The organism is Maribacter sp. HTCC2170 (assembly GCF_000153165.2).
Classification (GTDB): domain Bacteria; phylum Bacteroidota; class Bacteroidia; order Flavobacteriales; family Flavobacteriaceae; genus Maribacter_A.
This window is the reverse complement of record NC_014472.1, coordinates 3793464-3813203: the sequence shown is the minus strand read 5'-3', so window position 1 is coordinate 3813203 and position 19740 is coordinate 3793464. Positions and strand designations below refer to the sequence as shown.

Below are 19740 nucleotides of genomic sequence, written 5' to 3'. Positions count from 1 at the left end.
AGTCCTTTTAACGTACGATCACCTATTTTTGCTAAAACTTTTATTCAATGCATAATATTGATATAGAACTGGTGGAAATGACATTGGATGTCATGAAATATGCCATAAATCGTATAACAAAAACATCTCCTGAGTTAGGACAACCCAAGAAAGAAGAAGAATTGCGCGAATTGGTTGGGGAAACTATTACCGACAAAGGTATTGGCGGTGAAAATGCTTTTCAATTGTTCAAAGATGTTTTGGTAAAGGCAACAGTTCCAATTGATCATCCTAGACACCTTGCCTTTGTTCCCGCTGCACCGACGAGGGCAGCGATTATGTTCGATTTGGTTACTTCGGCCTCTAGTATTCATGGTGCGTATTGGATGGAGGGCGCTGGAGGAATTTTCTGTGAAAATGAGGCTATGAAATGGTTGGTTTCCCTAACGGGTTTACCAGAAGGTGCATTTGGAGTATTTACAAGCGGTGGTACGGCTGCAAATCTTTCTGCGATGGTTACCGCCAGGGAATACTGGAGAAGAAACCCGGAAAACAGAGGTGAAAAGGCCTTGGTAATAACCTCTGCAGGAGCCCATTCTTCAATCAAGGCAATGGCAAAAGTGATTGATGCCGATGTATTGCTGGTAGAAGCAGAGGATTTAATGTCTGGCGCAGATTTAGAGAAGAAAATAAAAGAGCTGGATGACCATCAGCGAAAACGACTTTTTGCGGTAGTCGGAACGGGTGGTACAACAAATGCAGGTATCATTGATGATCTAGAAGGTATTGCCCATGTATGTGATAAAGAACAACTTTGGTTTCATGTTGATGCTGCATACGGCGGCGGGGCATTGGCTGCTGATTCAGTTCGCCATTTATTTAATGGAATAGAGAAAGCGGACAGTATTACAATCGACCCTCATAAATGGTTGTTCTCACCTTATGATTGTGGCGCTGTAATTTATAAGAATCCCGAGTTGGCAAAAGCGGCTCATTCCCAAGAAGGTTCGTATTTGGACATTTTCAAAGATGAGGGCGCTAAGGGCTTTAATCCTGCAGACTACCAAATTCAATTGACAAGAAGAGTTAGGGGGTTGCCTTTATGGTTTTCATTGGCAATGCACGGTACAGACCGATATAAATGGGCAGTTGAAATGGGAATAAAATTGGCAAATTTAGCCGGGGAGTTAATTAATGACAGGGGACATGTGGAATTGGTTCGTGAACCAAGCCTTTCCTGTGTGCTTTTTCGTCGCAAAGGATGGTCTCCCGATGATTATAGAAATTGGACCTATAAAAATCACCGTGATGGATTTGCGTTGGTTACTCCTACAAAATGGATTAATGATAAGGTTACCGAGACCGTTGCTCGTTTTTGCTTCATAAATCCTGATACTACAATTGAAGATATAGTAGCGGTTTTGGAAACAATGGAATAGTTGATTAAGGCACTAGGTACTCGCTGGACCAACCTTTATCTGTTTTATCGAATTTGATTTTGGAATGACCATTTTTTTTGAGTTTTAAATACTCGATTCTAAATGGTTCTATCTCAACAATAGAGAAGAAATCACCCTCTTTAAGATATTCCAGATTTTCAGGACTTTTGATTGACGTTCCCGGAGCTTTTTTTGTCAAGTAGTCTTTTTTGGATTCTGCACCTACTTCGGCCCAATTTTTTTTGATTTCAAATTGATCATTATTGATTTTAGCCAGACCTTCTATTCGAAGCTGAACCAATTTTTTGTGATGGTAGAAGAGAAGGCTCACCTTATTGTTCTCCTTTATATGCAACACTTTTTTGGAGCGTTTATCGGTAAAAAATGTCAATTTTAAATCTTCAGAAACATTTCGTAATGCTACTAACCTAAGTCTTGCATATTTATCAACCCCTAAAGTTGCCAGAGTAAAATACTTAAAATAATGCCCTTTTTTAAATGCGCCTTTTTTTAACTCCTGTTTTATTTTTTCAAAAATTCTGTCCGCCATTCCTTTTAATTTATTGAATATAAAGATAGGCATTTGTTATGTTCTTATGGGAATAGATAGCCGCTTAAAAGGGTATTTCAACCTGTAAAAATGGGTGTCTGTATAAATAATTTTCTTTTTTTTTCAAAAAAAACGAAAAACGAGGTAGGGTATTTTAAGGTTAGGTTGTTATATATACAAATTGCTATGAATTAGAAAATTAAGTTTAGTTATTAATTAGTTCATGTGTTTAGGTTGGTTTTTTGATTTTGATTTAGAAAAGCCTCGATGTAGGGTCGAGGCTTTTTCTTTTTTAAATTTTGTTCTTAATCACATGCTACAGCGATCTTAAAAAGAAGTCCATTATTGCTTCTTTGAAATTATAATGTAATTTGATGTAATGTTTTAAATCTTCATAAAGCGAGCGTTTCTCATATTGTATTTTGCCATCAATGTTCTTGTAGTAATCTGCACTGTGAAGATTTCCTAATTTAGCTCTGCAACGATGTAATAATTTTCCAATAGCATCGCGTTCTATCATTATTTTGTTCTGAAAACTTTCAATCTCAATAGAAGATTTGTCAATGCCTTCCCTGGTAATGATTTCCTCAAGTTTTTGTTGAAACATATCCAGTTCGGACATATGAAACTTAAGTTCTCTTTTCCAGATTTCCAAATTAAAGGTCAGGTCACTTGAATATACTGTTTCTGTGTGCATATTGTGTGGTTTTATGTGTAAAATGTATATATCTATTAGTCCTATAAAAATAAGGAATTTATCAGAAAAATCCTTGTGAATTGATGTCAAATATAGTCATGGACGGTATGGTTGATTTTAATTATTTTGGAATAATTAAAACCTTGTTTTAGTCTTGTACTAATGTAAATATCTTCGTTTCCACTTTTCATGTTTATAAGTTTCATGATAGTTGGATAAATATCTTCTTCAGATGCTTTTTTGGTTTTTTCAATTTGCTATTTTTGCGCATGCAAAACAACGTCCTTATTCTTGACTTCGGTTCGCAGTACACACAACTCATCGCTAGAAGGGTTCGCGAATTGAATATTTTCTGTGAAATAAAACCATTCAATAAAGTGCCTAAAGATATGTCGGCCTATAAAGCCGTTATACTATCGGGCTCCCCATTTTCTGTCAGAGCAGATGATGCGCCACATCCAGATCTTTCGCAAATTAAGGGTAAAATGCCTTTACTGGGAGTATGTTACGGCGCTCAATATTTGGCCCATTTCAACGGGGGTAATGTGGCCCCTTCAAATACTAGGGAGTACGGCCGCGCAAGGTTAACATCAATAAAGAGTGACGAACGCTTCTTTTATGAGATTACTGATGGGTCACAGGTTTGGATGAGCCACAGCGACACGATACAGGAGTTGCCTGAAAATGCGGTTATTTTGGCGAGCACGGGAGATGTGAAAAATGCCGCATATAGAATTGACGGAGAAGATACCTATGCTATTCAATTTCATCCAGAAGTGTATCATACCACTCAAGGAAAAATGATTTTGGAAAACTTTTTGGTACATATCGCTGGTGTTAAACAATCCTGGACACCAGATGCTTTCGTAGATAGTACAGTTGCCGAATTGAAAAAGAAGATCGGAGATGATAAGGTCATCCTCGGATTATCTGGAGGAGTAGATTCCACTGTTGCCGCGATTTTGTTGCACAAAGCAATTGGAAAACACTTGCATTGCATCTTCGTAAACAATGGGTTATTGAGGAAAAATGAATTCCAAGATGTATTGGATCAGTATGAGCACATGGGGCTTAATGTAAAAGGGGTTGATGCTTCGGCACGCTTTTTGGATGCATTGGCTGGTGAAAGTGATCCAGAGAAAAAACGAAAAATCATAGGCAAGGTGTTTATTGATGTTTTTGACGATGAGTCACATATGGTTGAAGATGCAAAATGGTTGGCGCAAGGAACCATTTATCCCGATGTTATTGAATCGGTTTCAGCGACGGGAGGCCCCTCGGCGACAATTAAAAGTCACCACAATGTTGGAGGTTTGCCCGATTTTATGAAATTGAAAGTAGTAGAGCCTTTAAAAATGTTGTTTAAAGATGAGGTGCGTAGAGTTGGGGCCAGTATGAATATTGATGACGAGCGATTGGGTAGACACCCTTTCCCAGGACCAGGACTGGCAATTCGAATTTTAGGAGATATCACCCGGGATAAAGTTGCTATTTTACAAGAAGTTGATGCCATTTTTATCAATGGATTAAGGGAATGGGGACTTTATGATAAGGTTTGGCAGGCCGGAGCCATGCTTTTACCCGTAAATAGTGTAGGGGTAATGGGAGATGAAAGAACATATGAAAAATGTGTAGCTTTACGTGCGGTCGAAAGTACAGACGGAATGACGGCTGATTGGGTAGATTTGCCCTATGAGTTTTTGCAGAAAACATCTAATGAAATAATAAATAAAGTACCCGGGGTCAATAGGGTTGTTTATGATATAAGTTCTAAACCTCCGGCTACTATAGAATGGGAATAGTTATGAACCAATTTTTAAAGAATATTGTAGTATTGCTCGTATTTACATTGATAGGATGCAAGGCAACTGCTCAAAAGTTTACTACCCACGCGGTAAAGAAAGGGGAAACCTTAGAAAGTATTGCAAAACATTATAAGGTGACACCTTATAACATTCTCACTTATAACAAAGAAATTAAACAAGGAGATGATGTTACTCCCAATACCATCTTGGTAATCCCTGTTGGTGCGAAAGTTTCTGAAATCAAGGTTGATAAAGATAAAGTAGAAACTGTACGTGTGGCAAATGAAAAACCTGAGCAGGAAGAGCCCATTGGTTTTACTACGCATAAAGTTAGAAAGCGAGAAACATTGTTTGGCATTTCCCAACGATATCACATTACTGAAGATGATATAAAGAAATATAATACGGAGCTATATTCTTCATTGCTTAAAAAAGGGATGCGATTAAAAATTCCTAAATACAAAAGAGTAAGGCCAGACGAAAATGCAATCAATGAAGACGATTTTGAAATTTACAAAGTAGCACCAAAAGAAACCCGTTGGAGTATTGCTCATAAATACGGCATTACGATTGATAGTATGCTTGTGTTAAATCCGGATTTATCCAAAACAACAGATTACTTGGCGGAAGGTCAGGAGCTTAGAATGCCAAAACCCTTGGGCAGCTCATTGGAAAACCAAGAAACGCAATTGTATATATCCTATACCGTACCTGCTAAAATGAACTTTTACCGTTTGGAAAAAGAATTCAATGTGAAGTCAGATGAAATTGTTCGTTTAAATCCTGAGATAGCAGAAAGAGGAGGATTGAAAGAAGGGATGGTGATTCGTATTCCAGAGATGAAAGCCGACCCAGGTGAGGTGAACACAGATAATTTTATTTTTTACGAAGTTAAGCCCAAACAAACAGAGTTCTCTTTAACCCGTAAATTGGGTATTTCTTATGTTGACTTGTTGAAATTGAACCCTGACCTTAGGGATGGTTTAAAAGCGGGAATGGTATTGAAATTGCCGGTGGATCAGACTGGTGATTTTGAAGTTAGAAATTCGTTGGTTTTGGACAAGTTGAACTTATTGGATAGTATTAATCCCATGAATAGGCCAAAATTGGTTTTCATGTTTCCTTTTAGATTAAATCGCTTAGATTTAAATGATAAGGAATCTGTAAAAGAAACCATAGAAAACAAGAATTATCTTAAGTACAGTTTGGGACTTTATTCTGGCGCTTTAATGGCAGTTGACTCCATTGCTAAATTAGGCGTTTCTGTAGATGTAAAAACGTACGACAATCAATTGGACCAAACAAAGACCAAGGAAATTTTGATGCGTGAAAGCCTAACAGATGTCAGTGCCATTGTTGGCCCTTTGGACTTACCTTCCTTAAAGGAGGTCGCGATACAAGCATCACAATACCAAGTGCCTGTTATTGCTCCAATTCCTGCCAAAAGTGATTTGAGTCTAAGTAATGTTTATTTTTCTTATTCATCAGATGAAGTGTTGAGAGAAAGAATGCTGAAATATGTAGAGGAAAAAATCACTGAGGAAAATATTATCATAATAGCTGACGAAAAGAGTAAGTCCGGGAAGGAGTTTATTTTATCAAGATTCCCTGATGCAAAAGTTCTTAACGTAACAGAAGAGGAGAAGAACATTGGTATAAATAGGGAAAAGTTGGCAACCCTACTATCAGAAGAATTTGAAAATTGGGTTTTCGTAGAAACTGATAACTTTAAATTAATTTCAAGCGTTGTGTCCATTTTGAATTCTTTTGAAGATGCACTTTTAGATCCTGAAACCAGTAAGGTTAAAGTTCAAGTGAGAATGTTCACTACCAATAAGAATAAATCATTCGACAACGATATTATATCAAGTACACATTTGTCGAACCTACGTTTTACATACCCTTCAGTGTATAGAGAAGCTAGCAATAGTGCGTTTGTTGAAGCTTATCAAAAACGTTTTGGAGATATTCCCGATCGTTATGCTGTCCGTGGTTTTGATTTGACTTATGATCTATTATTGAAATTGGCTTATAAGAATAATTTGATGGAAGTGTCAAAAATCATAGGAGAAACGGAATACACGGGAAACAAGTTTTCCTATGAAAAAGATATGACCTCAGGATATTTTAATCAGGCATCCTATATAATGGCAATTGATGACCTTAGGGTTGTGGAATTAAAGGATTGATCATGATTTCATAAGTAATAACTTATCCATTGAAAACTTTAGGAAACATTCTTCTTTTTATTGGTCTGTCTGTTGCAGGTGTATGTCAAATGTTTGGGCAAGAAGAAATTTCTTGGGAATCAGATAAAAAGCTTTATTGGAAAGATTTTAAAGGAAAGGTACCTGGTGGATCTAGAGCGGCTGCAACGACTGCAAGTGGTATTAGTTATGAGTTCTCAACTTCATATGAGGGCAATAGAATGTTGGTTGACTATACTGTGAGTACTTTTTTTTATCCAACAAAATCTTGGTATAAACCTGAAAAATGTAATGATGTTACCTTGGCGCATGAACAGTTGCATTTTGATATCTCTGAACTTTTCTCCCGTAAAATGCGCAAGAGAATGGATAATGCCACCTTCACCAAAAATATTAAATCAGAGGTACGTAAAATTTATAAAGAGATTCTAATTGAGTTAAGTGATTATCAAAATAGATATGATGATGAAACTGACTTTTCCAGAAATATTGAACAGCAAAAAGTCTGGATAAAAAAAATCGAAGAGGCTTTAAAAAAGTAAAACCCCTTTTGTTCTAAAGGGGTTTTGTTTTACTGATAAGCTTTATAATTTAAACATCGCAAATAGCTACACCTTGTTTTAAAGCAGCTATTTTATCCTCCCAAGTAGGTACGAATTCTTGAGCTACGTGTCCTTTGAATCCGGTTTCAATAATGGCTTTCATTATAGCAGGATAATATAATTCTTGCGTTTCGTCTATTTCATTTCGCCCAGGATTTCCCCCTGTGTGGTAGTGTCCAAAGTATTGGTGATGTTCCTGAATAGTACGAATGACATCACCTTCCATAATCTGCATATGGTAAATATCATATAAAAGTTTAAAATTATCCGACCCCAACTGTTTGCAAAGCTCCACACCCCATTCAGAATGATCGCACATGTAATCTGGGTGATTCACTTTACTATTTAATAATTCCATCTGAATCATAACTCCATGCTTTTCCGCCAATGGCATAATCTGCTTAAGGCCTTCAACACAGTTTTTAAGGCCAACAGCATCGTCCATACCTCTTCGGTTTCCACTAAAACAAATTAGATTTGTATACCCAGCCTCTGCAACCACGGGAATCATCTTCGTGTAATTCTTAATCAAGGTGTCATGATATTCTGGTTCGCACCATCCTTCAGTAAGACTGATTTCTGCTCCATTGCACATCGAATTATGTATTCCATATTTTTTAAGCAGTGGGTAGTCCTTTGGGCCAATAAGATCAATTGCTGTTACACCCAATTCATTCAAAGACTTTAGAAAATCTTCTAGCGGAATACTGCCATAACACCATTGGCAAACACTATGGTTGATATTATTTTTAAGTTTCATATTGTTTTCGTTTTGGGAAGGCGCGGCATTTACTTGATTACTGGTAATCATTCCAACAGATGCAGCCGCTGATGTCCCTATAAAAGTTCTTCTTTTCATGAATCCTGGAATTAAAAATCTAATTGCTATTAAAGATAATTCATTTAGTTTTATGAAATGGAAATCACTCCTGATTATAAGAAATTAATTGAACTGGCACATTATAAAATGCCAATAGGGAAATTCAAGAACCGATATTTGGTCGATTTGCCAGAACCATATTTAATATGGTTTCAACAAAAAGGATTTCCAGACGGAAAGTTAGGTGATTTGTTAAGATCTATGCTTGAGATCAAAATCAATGGATTAGAACCACTTATTCGGAAAATTCAAAAAGAATTTCCCAAGTAATCCCTGTAAATTGTTAATGCAATTTGTATTTTTGCCTGCGTTACGAACTCAATCGAGCGCTTCATGTCACAGACTAAATACATTTTTGTAACCGGTGGGGTTACTTCTTCCCTTGGAAAAGGGATTATTGCCGCATCTTTGGCCAAATTACTTCAGGCTAGAGGTTACAAAACGACCATACAAAAATTAGACCCGTACATAAATGTTGACCCAGGAACCTTGAATCCTTATGAGCATGGGGAATGTTATGTTACTGATGATGGCGCCGAGACCGATTTGGATTTGGGTCATTACGAACGTTTTTTAAATGTTAAAACTTCTCAGGCAAACAATGTGACAACGGGTAGAATTTATCAAAGCGTAATTGAAAAAGAACGCCGAGGTGAGTTTTTGGGTAAAACCGTTCAAGTGGTTCCACATATTACCAATGAAATTAAAGAACGTGTTCAGATTCTGGGTAAAAGTGGTGAATATGATATAGTCATTACTGAGATAGGTGGTACTGTTGGTGATATTGAATCCTTGCCATATATAGAAGCGGTTCGTCAATTATTATGGGAACTGGGTGATAATAATGGTATCGTTATTCATTTGACACTAGTACCTTATTTATCTGCGGCAGGTGAACTCAAGACAAAACCCACGCAGCATTCTGTCAAAACTTTGATGGAAAGTGGTATAAAGGCTGATATTCTTGTTTGTAGAACGGAACATGAGATTTCCGACGAAATAAAAAACAAACTTGCCTTATTTTGCAACGTTAAGAGAGAGGCAGTTATTCAATCTATAGATGCCTCAACCATATATGATGTTCCAATTCTTATGCAAGAAGAAGGGTTAGACACAGTTACACTTCAAAAATTGGAGCTTCCTGACAATACTATCCCAGATTTAAAGCAATGGGATGAATTTTTGCGTAAGCATAAGAACCCAAAACATGAAGTTACTATAGGGTTGGTAGGAAAATATGTTGAATTGCAGGACTCTTATAAATCAATATTAGAATCGTTTATACACGCAGGTGCTACAAATGAAGTACGTGTAAATGTAAGGTTTATCCATTCTGAGCATATTTCGAAAAAGAACATCGAGAAGAACTTGCATGGGCTTGACGGAGTTTTGGTAGCTCCAGGATTTGGAGAAAGAGGTATTGAAGGCAAAATTGAAGCTGTTCGTCATGCTCGTGAAAACAAAATCCCGTTTTTGGGCATATGTTTGGGAATGCAAATGGCAGTGATAGAGTATGCAAGGAATATTTTAGGACTTACCAAAGCCAACTCTACAGAGATGGATGGCAGCACTACGGATCCGGTAATAAGTCTAATGGAAGAACAAAAGACCATTACCAATAAGGGTGGTACAATGCGTTTAGGTGCTTGGGATTGCCATTTGAATGATGCTACATTGGTACAAGAAGTTTATAACGGCACAAAAGATATATCGGAAAGGCATCGTCATCGTTATGAGTTCAATAATGATTATAAAGAACAATTGGAAAAAGCCGGACTAAAGGCTTCAGGTATAAACAAAGAAACCGGATTGGTCGAAATTGTTGAATTGCCTGACCATCCATGGTTCATAGGTGTGCAATACCATCCTGAATATAAGAGTACAGTGGCAAACCCTCACCCTTTATTTGTTGGTTTGGTAAAAGCGGCATTAAGGCACAAAAAAGAACATTCTAATGCCAGTATGGCATAGTCTGCACATTTGGACATATATTTGCTGACTGTTTAAAACCTTCCCGATAGGCGAGTGGGTTAAAATCATTTTTAAATGGAAGAAAAGAAATTCGATATTAATTCTATCATAGGCTTTGTGCTCATATTTGGTATCCTCATTTTTATGTTTTACCAAAATAAGCCAACAGCTGAGGAGATAGAGGCTAAAAAAGCGGAGCAAGAACAGGTAGAGGCTGCAGCAAAGCAGGATGAGGTTCAAGAAGTGAAGATTGCCGAGCCCGAGACAATAAACTTCCAGGATTCAACTGCGATTGCCAATTACAAAAGTACTATTGGGGCTTTTGGTTATACAGCACCTTCTGAAGCTGTCACCACTTTGGAGAATGAATTGGTTACTTTGAAAATAAGCAACAAAGGAGGGCAGATTGTTGAGGCCACAATGCGAAATTTCGTGACCTACGATTCAGTACCGGTATATTTAGTGAAAGATGGCAATGCTTCTTTTGGATTGAATTTTTCCACTTCCGATAATCGCGTTTTGAACACTAAAGATTTATTCTTTGAGCCATCAATGAGTAACAATGACAACAATCAAGTGCTTTCAATGAAAGCTAAAGTTGCACCAGATAAATATTTGGAATACAGGTATGAAATGAAACCAAATGATTATTTGGTTGATTTCACTATTCGTTCCCAAGGATTGAATGGCGTTATTAATAGTGGTAACCCTATTCATTTAGAATGGAAGTTAAAGGGAATTCGTCAGTCAAAAAGTATTCAATACGAGAATAGGTATACGCGATTGACCTATAATCATGAAGACGGAAAAATAAGTAAGCTCTCTGAGGGCAGTGATGATGAAGAGACCGAGGAAGATATTAAATGGTTGTCGTATAGACAGCATTTTTTCAGTTCAATACTAGCGACTAAAGAAAATTTCAAGAAAGCGGATTTATCTTCAGTAAACCATGTTGAGGAAGAAAGTAGAACCGCTGGTTTTACTAAATCGTATGATTCCAAAATTGAATTGGAATTGAACGGTGGAGAGCTTTCCCAAAATATGCATTGGTATTATGGGCCAACTGATGTTGATGTATTGAGTGATTATGATGAATTAGGTTTGGCCGATTCAATACCTTTTGGTTGGGGTATTTTTGGATGGATAAACCGATATATTTTCACACCTTTTTATTCATTGCTTAGTACATATTTCCCTTACGGTATTGCCATTGTTATTATGACCATACTGGTTCGATTGGCGATGTCTCCAGTAACATATAAGTCATATTTATCACAAGCAAAAATGAAGGTGTTGAAGCCTGAAATTTCTGAATTGGGTGAAAAATATAAGGACAATGCCATGAAAAAGCAACAGGAAACCATGAAGCTTTATAATAAAGCTGGCGTGAGTCCTATGAGTGGTTGTGTGCCGGCATTTTTGCAAATGCCTATATTCTATGCCCTGTTCATGTTCTTCCCAACATCATTTGCTTTACGACAAAAGGCTTTTTTATGGGCAGATGATTTATCCTCTTTTGATACAATTTATCAATTCCCTGAAGGTTTTTCAATTCCTTTTTATGGTGACCATATAAGTTTGTTCCCGATTTTGGCTTCTGTCGCTATCTTCTTTTATATGATGATGACCACTGGTCAGAACATGCCACAACAACCTGGAATGCCTAACATGAAATTCATTATGTACCTAATGCCATTCATGATGTTGTTTTTCTTTAACAACTATGCGAGTGGTTTAAGTTTGTACTACTTTGTTTCTAACCTAATTACAATTGGAATCATGCTGGTCATCAAACGATTTATATTGGACGATGATAAGATACATGCCCAAATTCAGGAGAATAAACAAAAACCTAAAAAGGAGAATAAGTTCCAAAAGAAAATGCGCCAAATGATGGAGCAGGCCGAAGAACAGAAGAAAACAGGAAAAAGATAAGTTGTTGAAAATAAAAATAAAAAAGCCTCCAGTCTTGGGGGCTTTTTTCATTTTATGGGAGATTTCGTGCATTTCATCGATAAGATGAGAAAAATGCAAAATTTATGTTAAAATAGTGTGAACTTCACTTTCAACAATTTAAACGAAGATTGTTATACTTTAAACTTTTTAGTGCTTATGAATTAGAATTTTACTTTTAAAATCCCCCTTTATATTCATTCTAAATTTAGTTTTTAGAACTACAATTTTTGTTCATTGTTGATTAATTAGGCCCCACACTTACTTAATCCTTTGGATAAACAGCTTTGTGCTATGGTATAGACATTAACCAATAAACACTATACCATGGGGAACTCTACTCTCTTTTCTTTTAAGAAATCAATTATTTCATTATCTATTTTTCTGTTTACAGCATTGGGTTTATTCGCCCAAACTGTAACTACGGATAAATTGGATTACATACCTGGACAGACTGCCTATGCTTCTGGTTCCGGTTGGGCACCAAACGAGGCGATTATACTTAATGTTCATGAAGAGCCCGTTTATCATCCAGATGTGGTTACCAATATTACGGCTGATGCTTTTGGTGGTTTTTCAAATGTAGCTATCTACGATTTTGAGGCCCATGATTATGGTTCTAGTTTTACTTTAACGGCCACTGGTCAATCTTCTGGAAATGTTGCTTATGCTTATTTTACAGATGGTGGTAGAGATATTTGGGCTTGGAGAAATCAACCAGGTCCTACACTAGATTCATGGGATGCAAATACTACCATTCAACAAGCAAATTCTGTATACGCCGAAGGTGAGGTTATTCCATTTGTTTGGACTATTCAATCTGGAAACCCCGCACCTCAATTGCAAGAAGGAGTATCCTATACAGTCGAATTGGACTGGGCCTATGCAGGAGGAACTACAAGCCCTGAAAAACTCTTTTTCGATTATCTTACTTCATTCAATGCTACTGAGCCAGCAGATTCTCCATTTGGACCAGGTTCCGACTTAGGGACTGGTTTTACAGGAACATATGTTACAACTGTACCAATACCAAATGACAATGGGGATGGAGCACCTAATCCAGCCACGGTCCCACACCCAGCAGGAGATTTCACACTTTATAATATTGATCCTACTTCAGTGACGTTCAGCTCTTATATAACTGATCCTGAAAATGCAAATCAAGAAGATCGAAAGTTACAAATTACATTTACGCCTTCAGATAATGATGGAATTCCAGGTGAAAATCTTAATGTTGGTATTGCTTGGGGAGGACACTTGGCAAGTCAGATAGATTACGGTTTCGAAAATGGTGCAGCTGATTTTCCTGGGGCATCGCCACAATTTGTTGTCTTTTTAGACCCGGATTTAAGCAATACTCTTAATCCAGAGCAAGAAAATCAACAATCAAATATAAATATCAATCCTAACGCAATTGTTTCACAAGGTCAACTTATCATTGTAAAAGATGCTAGCCCTGACAGTGCTCAGGATTTTGGCTTCACTATAACTGGTCCAACGGGGGCTAATATTACATCCCCTTTTACTCTGGATGATGATGCGGATGGAACTCTTTCAAACCAAGAAACATTTTTCGGATTAATAGAAGGCGAATATATTATCACGGAAAATTCTATATCTGGATGGACACTTGCAAGTATCACGCCAGTTGAAAATGGTGCTGAAGATACAACCACGGCGGATATCTCGAGTACAGATATTGGTGCCAGGACAGCTACTATTACTGTTGCGAATGGAGAGGATTGGGTAGTTACATTTGTTAATGAAGAAGATCAATGTGTCCCACCCGTTATTGATACACAGCCATCTGATGCATCTGTATGTGAAGGATCCCCAGTGCAGTTTTCAGTGATTGCTTCGGGAACTTCCCTTACATATCAATGGAAAGAGAATGGAGTGGATCTTACGGATACTGGAGTTTATAGTGGCACCCAAACAGCTACCTTATCCATTAGCGACGGAACGGGACTTAATGGAAAAACGTATGAGGTGGTGATAACCGAAAGCCTTGATTGTTCAACAACCAGTGAAACGGTTACGCTTACAGTTAACCCTGAATCCACGGCGGATGCAGGAGCAGATCAGACGGTCTGTGGCGATGGTTCGGTCGACATAGCAGCCACGGCAAGTGGAGCGGGCATGTGGAGCGGAGGCGCTGGCACGTTCGGTGATGCTACTTCCGCAACTACGACCTATACGCCTGATGCTACGGAGCTTGGGACGATGGTTACCCTTACCTGGACGACTACGGACCCTGATGGGGACGGACCTTGTGTAGAGGCTTCCGATATGGTCGATATTACCTTTAATGAAGAATCCACGGCGGATGCAGGAGCAGATCAGACGGTCTGTGGCGATGGTTCGGTCGACATAGCAGCCACGGCAAGTGGAGCGGGCATGTGGAGCGGAGGCGCTGGCACGTTCGGTGATGCTACTTCCGCAACTACGACCTATACGCCTGATGCTACGGAGCTTGGGACGATGGTTACCCTTACCTGGACGACTACGGACCCTGATGGGGACGGACCTTGTGTAGAGGCTTCCGATATGGTCGATATTACCTTTAATGAAGAATCCACGGCGGATGCAGGAGCAGATCAGACGGTCTGTGGCGATGGTTCGGTCGACATAGCAGCCACGGCAAGTGGAGCGGGCATGTGGAGCGGAGGCGCTGGCACGTTCGGTGATGCTACTTCCGCAACTACGACCTATACGCCTGATGCTACGGAGCTTGGGACGATGGTTACCCTTACCTGGACGACTACGGACCCTGATGGGGACGGACCTTGTGTAGAGGCTTCCGATATGGTCGATATTACCTTTAATGAAGAATCCACGGCGGATGCAGGAGCAGATCAGACGGTCTGTGGCGATGGTTCGGTCGACATAGCAGCCACGGCAAGTGGAGCGGGCATGTGGAGCGGAGGCGCTGGCACGTTCGGTGATGCTACTTCCGCAACTACGACCTATACGCCTGATGCTACGGAGCTTGGGACGATGGTTACCCTTACCTGGACGACTACGGACCCTGATGGGGACGGACCTTGTGTAGAGGCTTCCGATATGGTCGATATTACCTTTAATGAAGAATCCACGGCGGATGCAGGAGCAGATCAGACGGTCTGTGGCGATGGTTCGGTCGACATAGCAGCCACGGCAAGTGGAGCGGGCATGTGGAGCGGAGGCGCTGGCACGTTCGGTGATGCTACTTCCGCAACTACGACCTATACGCCTGATGCTACGGAGCTTGGGACGATGGTTACCCTTACCTGGACGACTACGGACCCTGATGGGGACGGACCTTGTGTAGAGGCTTCCGATATGGTCGATATTACCTTTAATGAAGAATCCACGGCGGATGCAGGAGCAGATCAGACGGTCTGTGGCGATGGTTCGGTCGACATAGCAGCCACGGCAAGTGGAGCGGGCATGTGGAGCGGAGGCGCTGGCACGTTCGGTGATGCTACTTCCGCAACTACGACCTATACGCCTGATGCTACGGAGCTTGGGACGATGGTTACCCTTACCTGGACGACTACGGACCCTGATGGGGACGGACCTTGTGTAGAGGCTTCCGATATGGTCGATATTACCTTTAATGAAGAATCCACGGCGGATGCAGGAGCAGATCAGACGGTCTGTGGCGATGGTTCGGTCGACATAGCAGCCACGGCAAGTGGAGCGGGCATGTGGAGCGGAGGCGCTGGCACGTTCGGTGATGCTACTTCCGCAACTACGACCTATACGCCTGATGCTACGGAGCTTGGGACGATGGTTACCCTTACCTGGACGACTACGGACCCTGATGGGGACGGACCTTGTGTAGAGGCTTCCGATATGGTCGATATTACCTTTAATGAAGAATCCACGGCGGATGCAGGAGCAGATCAGACGGTCTGTGGCGATGGTTCGGTCGACATAGCAGCCACGGCAAGTGGAGCGGGCATGTGGAGCGGAGGCGCTGGCACGTTCGGTGATGCTACTTCCGCAACTACGACCTATACGCCTGATGCTACGGAGCTTGGGACGATGGTTACCCTTACCTGGACGACTACGGACCCTGATGGGGACGGACCTTGTGTAGAGGCTTCCGATATGGTCGATATTACCTTTAATGAAGAATCCACGGCGGATGCAGGAGCAGATCAGACGGTCTGTGGCGATGGTTCGGTCGACATAGCAGCCACGGCAAGTGGAGCGGGCATGTGGAGCGGAGGCGCTGGCACGTTCGGTGATGCTACTTCCGCAACTACGACCTATACGCCTGATGCTACGGAGCTTGGGACGATGGTTACCCTTACCTGGACGACTACGGACCCTGATGGGGACGGACCTTGTGTAGAGGCTTCCGATATGGTCGATATTACCTTTAATGAAGAATCCACGGCGGATGCAGGAGCAGATCAGACGGTCTGTGGCGATGGTTCGGTCGACATAGCAGCCACGGCAAGTGGAGCGGGCATGTGGAGCGGAGGCGCTGGCACGTTCGGTGATGCTACTTCCGCAACTACGACCTATACGCCTGATGCTACGGAGCTTGGGACGATGGTTACCCTTACCTGGACGACTACGGACCCTGATGGGGACGGACCTTGTGTAGAGGCTTCCGATATGGTCGATATTACCTTTAATGAAGAACCTAATGCTGGTGCAGATAATACAAGTATGGTTTGTGAGGGTACCATTGTTAATCTTTTAGATCTAGCTAATGCACCAGGAGGTAGTTTTAGTGGTGCAGGTGTAAGTGGAACTACGTTTGATACAACAGGTCTAACACCTGGCGAATATATCGTAGAATACACGGTAGAGGGAATGGAGGTATGTCCAGATGATATTGCAATAATTACCATTGGGGTTGCTGAGGACATTATTGTTCAGGAGTGTACGGCGGTAGATGCTAGTTATTGTGAAGATGGTACTAAATATAATTTCTATTGGATAGGACATAGTGCGGTACCAGGAGGTTCAAATTTCTTTGGTTCAAATGAAACTAATAATTTGAGTTTTACGGAATTCAATGATGGTACGGCCTTGGTACAAGGAACTTCCGTTCAAGGAAGTTGTACTGCCGAACTTTATATTAAGCTGATAGGAAAAACCGATTGGGACGGCTGGCAGGCCCAAGGAGGTATGTACAAGGAAATGGGTTGTACAAATCCAGACCCATCTGCACTTGAATATTATGTTATTGATGGGGAATCCAGTACCATTACCGTAACAGGTGGTGATTGCCTAGAGGAAGGGGTGTTTAATGTAATACAAAGACCAGACCCCAATGATTTGGCAACACCACATTTAGGTGTGATTATTGGCCCAGGTGGTGTATTACACGGCACAGATTCAACAGCCGATGGTATTTCAGGTTGGGGATGGATGGGTACCCAGGCAGATCCACAGAAGTACAAAATTGATTTCAATTTTGAGTTGGATTGCCAAGATGCAACGGGTTGCGACTTTGACACAGAAATCTGCGACGGTATTGACAATGATGGTGACGGGGAAATTGATGAAGGTTTTGATGCTGACGGCGATGGTATTCCAGATTGTGAAGATCAAGAAGAATGTGATGGAGTTGATAATGACGGGGACGATTTGGTTGATGAAGGTTTTGATTCAGATAATGACGGAACTGCAGATTGTTATGATATCGAGGAATGCGATGGCATTGACAATGATGGTGATGGTGAGATTGATGAAGGTCTTGATTGCAACGGCATAGAAATATGTGACGGCATTGACAATGACGGTGACGGTGATGTTGATGAAGGGTTTGATGATGTTGACAATGATGGTATTGCTGATTGCGTTGATCCTTGTGACAATAGATATGATGCAGATGGCGATGGTATTCCAGATTGTGAAGACGTTGAAGAGTGTGATGGCGTGGACAATGATGGAGACGACATAATAGATGAAGGTTTCACCGATACTGATGGTGATGGCGTTGCTGACTGTGTTGATCAAGAAACTTGTGATGGTGTTGACAATGATGGTGATGGCGAGATTGATGAAGGCTTTGAAGATACTGATGGAGATGGAATAGCCGATTGCGTAGATCAAGAAGAATGCGATGGCCTTGACAATGATGGTGACGGTGAAGTTGATGAAGGTTTTGATGACTCTGATGGTGATGGAATCGCCGATTGCGTAGATCAAGAAGAATGTGATGGTATTGATAATGATGGTGATGGTGAAATAGATGAAGGCTTCGATTCGGACAATGATGGTATAGCTGATTGTTTTGATATCTGTGAAGGTGGGGATGATAACCTCGATACCGATGGTGACGGTACTCCTGACCATTGTGATGATTGTGATGATGATGGAGATGATGACAACGACGGCGTGAAAAACTGTGATGATATCTGTGAAGGTGGGGATGATAACCTCGATACCGATGGTGACGGTACTCCTGACCATTGTGATGATTGTGATGACGATGGCGATGATGACAACGATGGCGTAAAGAACTGCGTTGATATCTGTGAAGGCGGAGATGACAATATCGATACTGATGGTGACGGTACTCCTGACCATTGTGATGATTGTGATGACGATGGCGATGATGACAACGATGGCGTTAAGAACTGCGTTGATATCTGTGAAGGTGGAGATGACAATATCGATACTGATGGTGACGGTATTCCTGACCATTGTGATGATTGTGATGACGATAGGGATGATGACAACGATGGCGTGAAAAACTGCCTTGATATATGTGAAGGTGGAGATGACAATATCGATACTGATAGTGATGGTATTCCTGACCATTGTGATGACTGTGATAATACAAAAGATTCAGATGGTGATACCATTCCTGATTGCGAAGACATCGAAGAATGTGATGGCATAGATAATGATGGCGATGGTGAGATAGATGAAGGTTTGGATTGTGATGGAGGCCCCACAAGTGGTTGTGAGACAGCATATGCAAGATATGATGCAAGCAATACTTGTTTTATCACCGATGACTTGGGAGGCCCTAATAATAATCGTTGGGGTTGGACAAACTATCTAGAAGCAGAAGGTGAATACACATTAGATCTTTATTCCGCTGCCGGACAGTGTGATTTAACTAAAGGGACTAAGACAGGCGAGGTGACAGTTGACTATTCTGGAGGAGAAGTGACCGTTTCAGTCGAAATGCTTGCGGGTTATGTAATGACTGAAGCCCAATTGTACATTGGTGATACACCTTATCCTTTGAAAAACGGACAGCCAACAGTTTCCAGCGGTCAGTTTCCTTATAAGAAGGAAGGTTTGGACAACGTAACAAACCTACAATTTGATCCAATAGATGTGAGTAGTTCAACAAATGGATTCCATATCATTTTACATGCTGAAACCTGTGCCAATTCCGCTGCGATTAAAGTTGCTGAGACGGCAGTTAAAGCTTATCCAATGACGTTCAAAGATGAGTTAAATCTACAGGTTGATATCAATTACGATTCCAAATTAAAAATAAAAATGTTTGATATGGATGGTCGAATGGTGTTAAGAGATAACAGCAAGTATGTTGTAAAAGGTACAAACCACTTGAATTTTAGAGTAAGTAGTCTAGCACCTGATATGTATATCGTTATTATTAATACTTCAAGAGAAGAAATAATTCGAAAAGTCTTATCGAGAAAATAGAATATTTATTAACCTTAAACCA

11 protein-coding genes are annotated in these 19740 nt (G+C 40.5%); 8 read left to right on the top strand and 3 right to left on the bottom strand.

The features are described from left to right. The first annotated feature begins 47 nt into the window (after positions 1-47). Positions 48-1418, top strand: a complete 1371-nt coding sequence (locus tag FB2170_RS16715) for a pyridoxal phosphate-dependent decarboxylase family protein (RefSeq protein WP_013307792.1) — start codon at positions 48-50, stop codon at positions 1416-1418. A gap of 4 nt (positions 1419-1422) precedes the next feature. Here FB2170_RS16715 and FB2170_RS16710 read toward each other — a convergent pair whose 3' ends face one another. Beyond that, positions 1423-1968: a pyridoxamine 5'-phosphate oxidase family protein gene (locus FB2170_RS16710; protein ID WP_041633300.1), complete on the bottom strand. Its 546-nt coding sequence runs from the start codon at positions 1966-1968 to the stop codon at positions 1423-1425. 316 nt (positions 1969-2284) lie between these two features. Beyond that, on the bottom strand, positions 2285-2665 hold the full coding sequence (locus tag FB2170_RS16705; protein ID WP_013307790.1) for a hypothetical protein: 381 nt from the start codon (positions 2663-2665) through the stop codon (positions 2285-2287). A gap of 269 nt (positions 2666-2934) precedes the next feature. On the opposite strand from FB2170_RS16705, the gene guaA reads away from it, so the two are divergent. From guaA to FB2170_RS16690, 3 genes are read left to right on the top strand one after another with little or no spacing between them, the layout of a single operon-like run. Beyond that, on the top strand, positions 2935-4467 hold the full coding sequence (guaA, locus tag FB2170_RS16700; RefSeq protein WP_013307788.1) for a glutamine-hydrolyzing GMP synthase: 1533 nt from the start codon (positions 2935-2937) through the stop codon (positions 4465-4467). Between the two features lie 2 nt (positions 4468-4469). Further along, positions 4470-6659 carry a LysM peptidoglycan-binding domain-containing protein gene (locus FB2170_RS16695; protein WP_148232124.1) on the top strand — a complete coding sequence of 730 codons (2190 nt, stop codon included), beginning with the start codon at positions 4470-4472 and terminating at the stop codon, positions 6657-6659. Between the two features lie 29 nt (positions 6660-6688). Continuing rightward, positions 6689-7219 carry a hypothetical protein gene (locus tag FB2170_RS16690; protein ID WP_041632925.1) on the top strand — a complete coding sequence of 177 codons (531 nt, stop codon included), beginning with the start codon at positions 6689-6691 and terminating at the stop codon, positions 7217-7219. A gap of 49 nt (positions 7220-7268) precedes the next feature. On the opposite strand, the gene FB2170_RS16685 is transcribed toward FB2170_RS16690, so the two are convergent. Continuing rightward, entirely contained in the window at positions 7269-8138 is an 870-nt protein-coding gene (locus tag FB2170_RS16685) for a hydroxypyruvate isomerase family protein (protein ID WP_013307785.1), read from the bottom strand. Positions 8139-8195: 57 nt separating this feature from the next. On the opposite strand from FB2170_RS16685, the gene FB2170_RS16680 reads away from it, so the two are divergent. The 4 genes from FB2170_RS16680 to FB2170_RS16665 all read left to right on the top strand — a co-directional run bounded on the left by FB2170_RS16680 (position 8196) and on the right by FB2170_RS16665 (position 19718). Beyond that, complete coding sequence (locus FB2170_RS16680) at positions 8196-8429, top strand: DUF3820 family protein (protein WP_013307784.1); 234 nt, start codon at positions 8196-8198, stop codon at positions 8427-8429. Between the two features lie 63 nt (positions 8430-8492). Beyond that, positions 8493-10130 (top strand): CTP synthase, encoded by a 1638-nt coding sequence (locus FB2170_RS16675; protein ID WP_013307783.1) that lies wholly within the window; start codon positions 8493-8495, stop codon positions 10128-10130. Positions 10131-10205: 75 nt separating this feature from the next. Continuing rightward, the gene (gene yidC, locus FB2170_RS16670) at positions 10206-12065 is read left to right on the top strand and encodes a membrane protein insertase YidC (RefSeq protein ID WP_013307782.1); all 1860 of its coding nucleotides are present in this window, start codon (positions 10206-10208) and stop codon (positions 12063-12065) included. Between the two features lie 345 nt (positions 12066-12410). Next, entirely contained in the window at positions 12411-19718 is a 7308-nt protein-coding gene (locus tag FB2170_RS16665) for a T9SS type A sorting domain-containing protein (RefSeq protein ID WP_013307781.1), read from the top strand. The last annotated feature ends 22 nt before the right edge of the window (positions 19719-19740 follow it).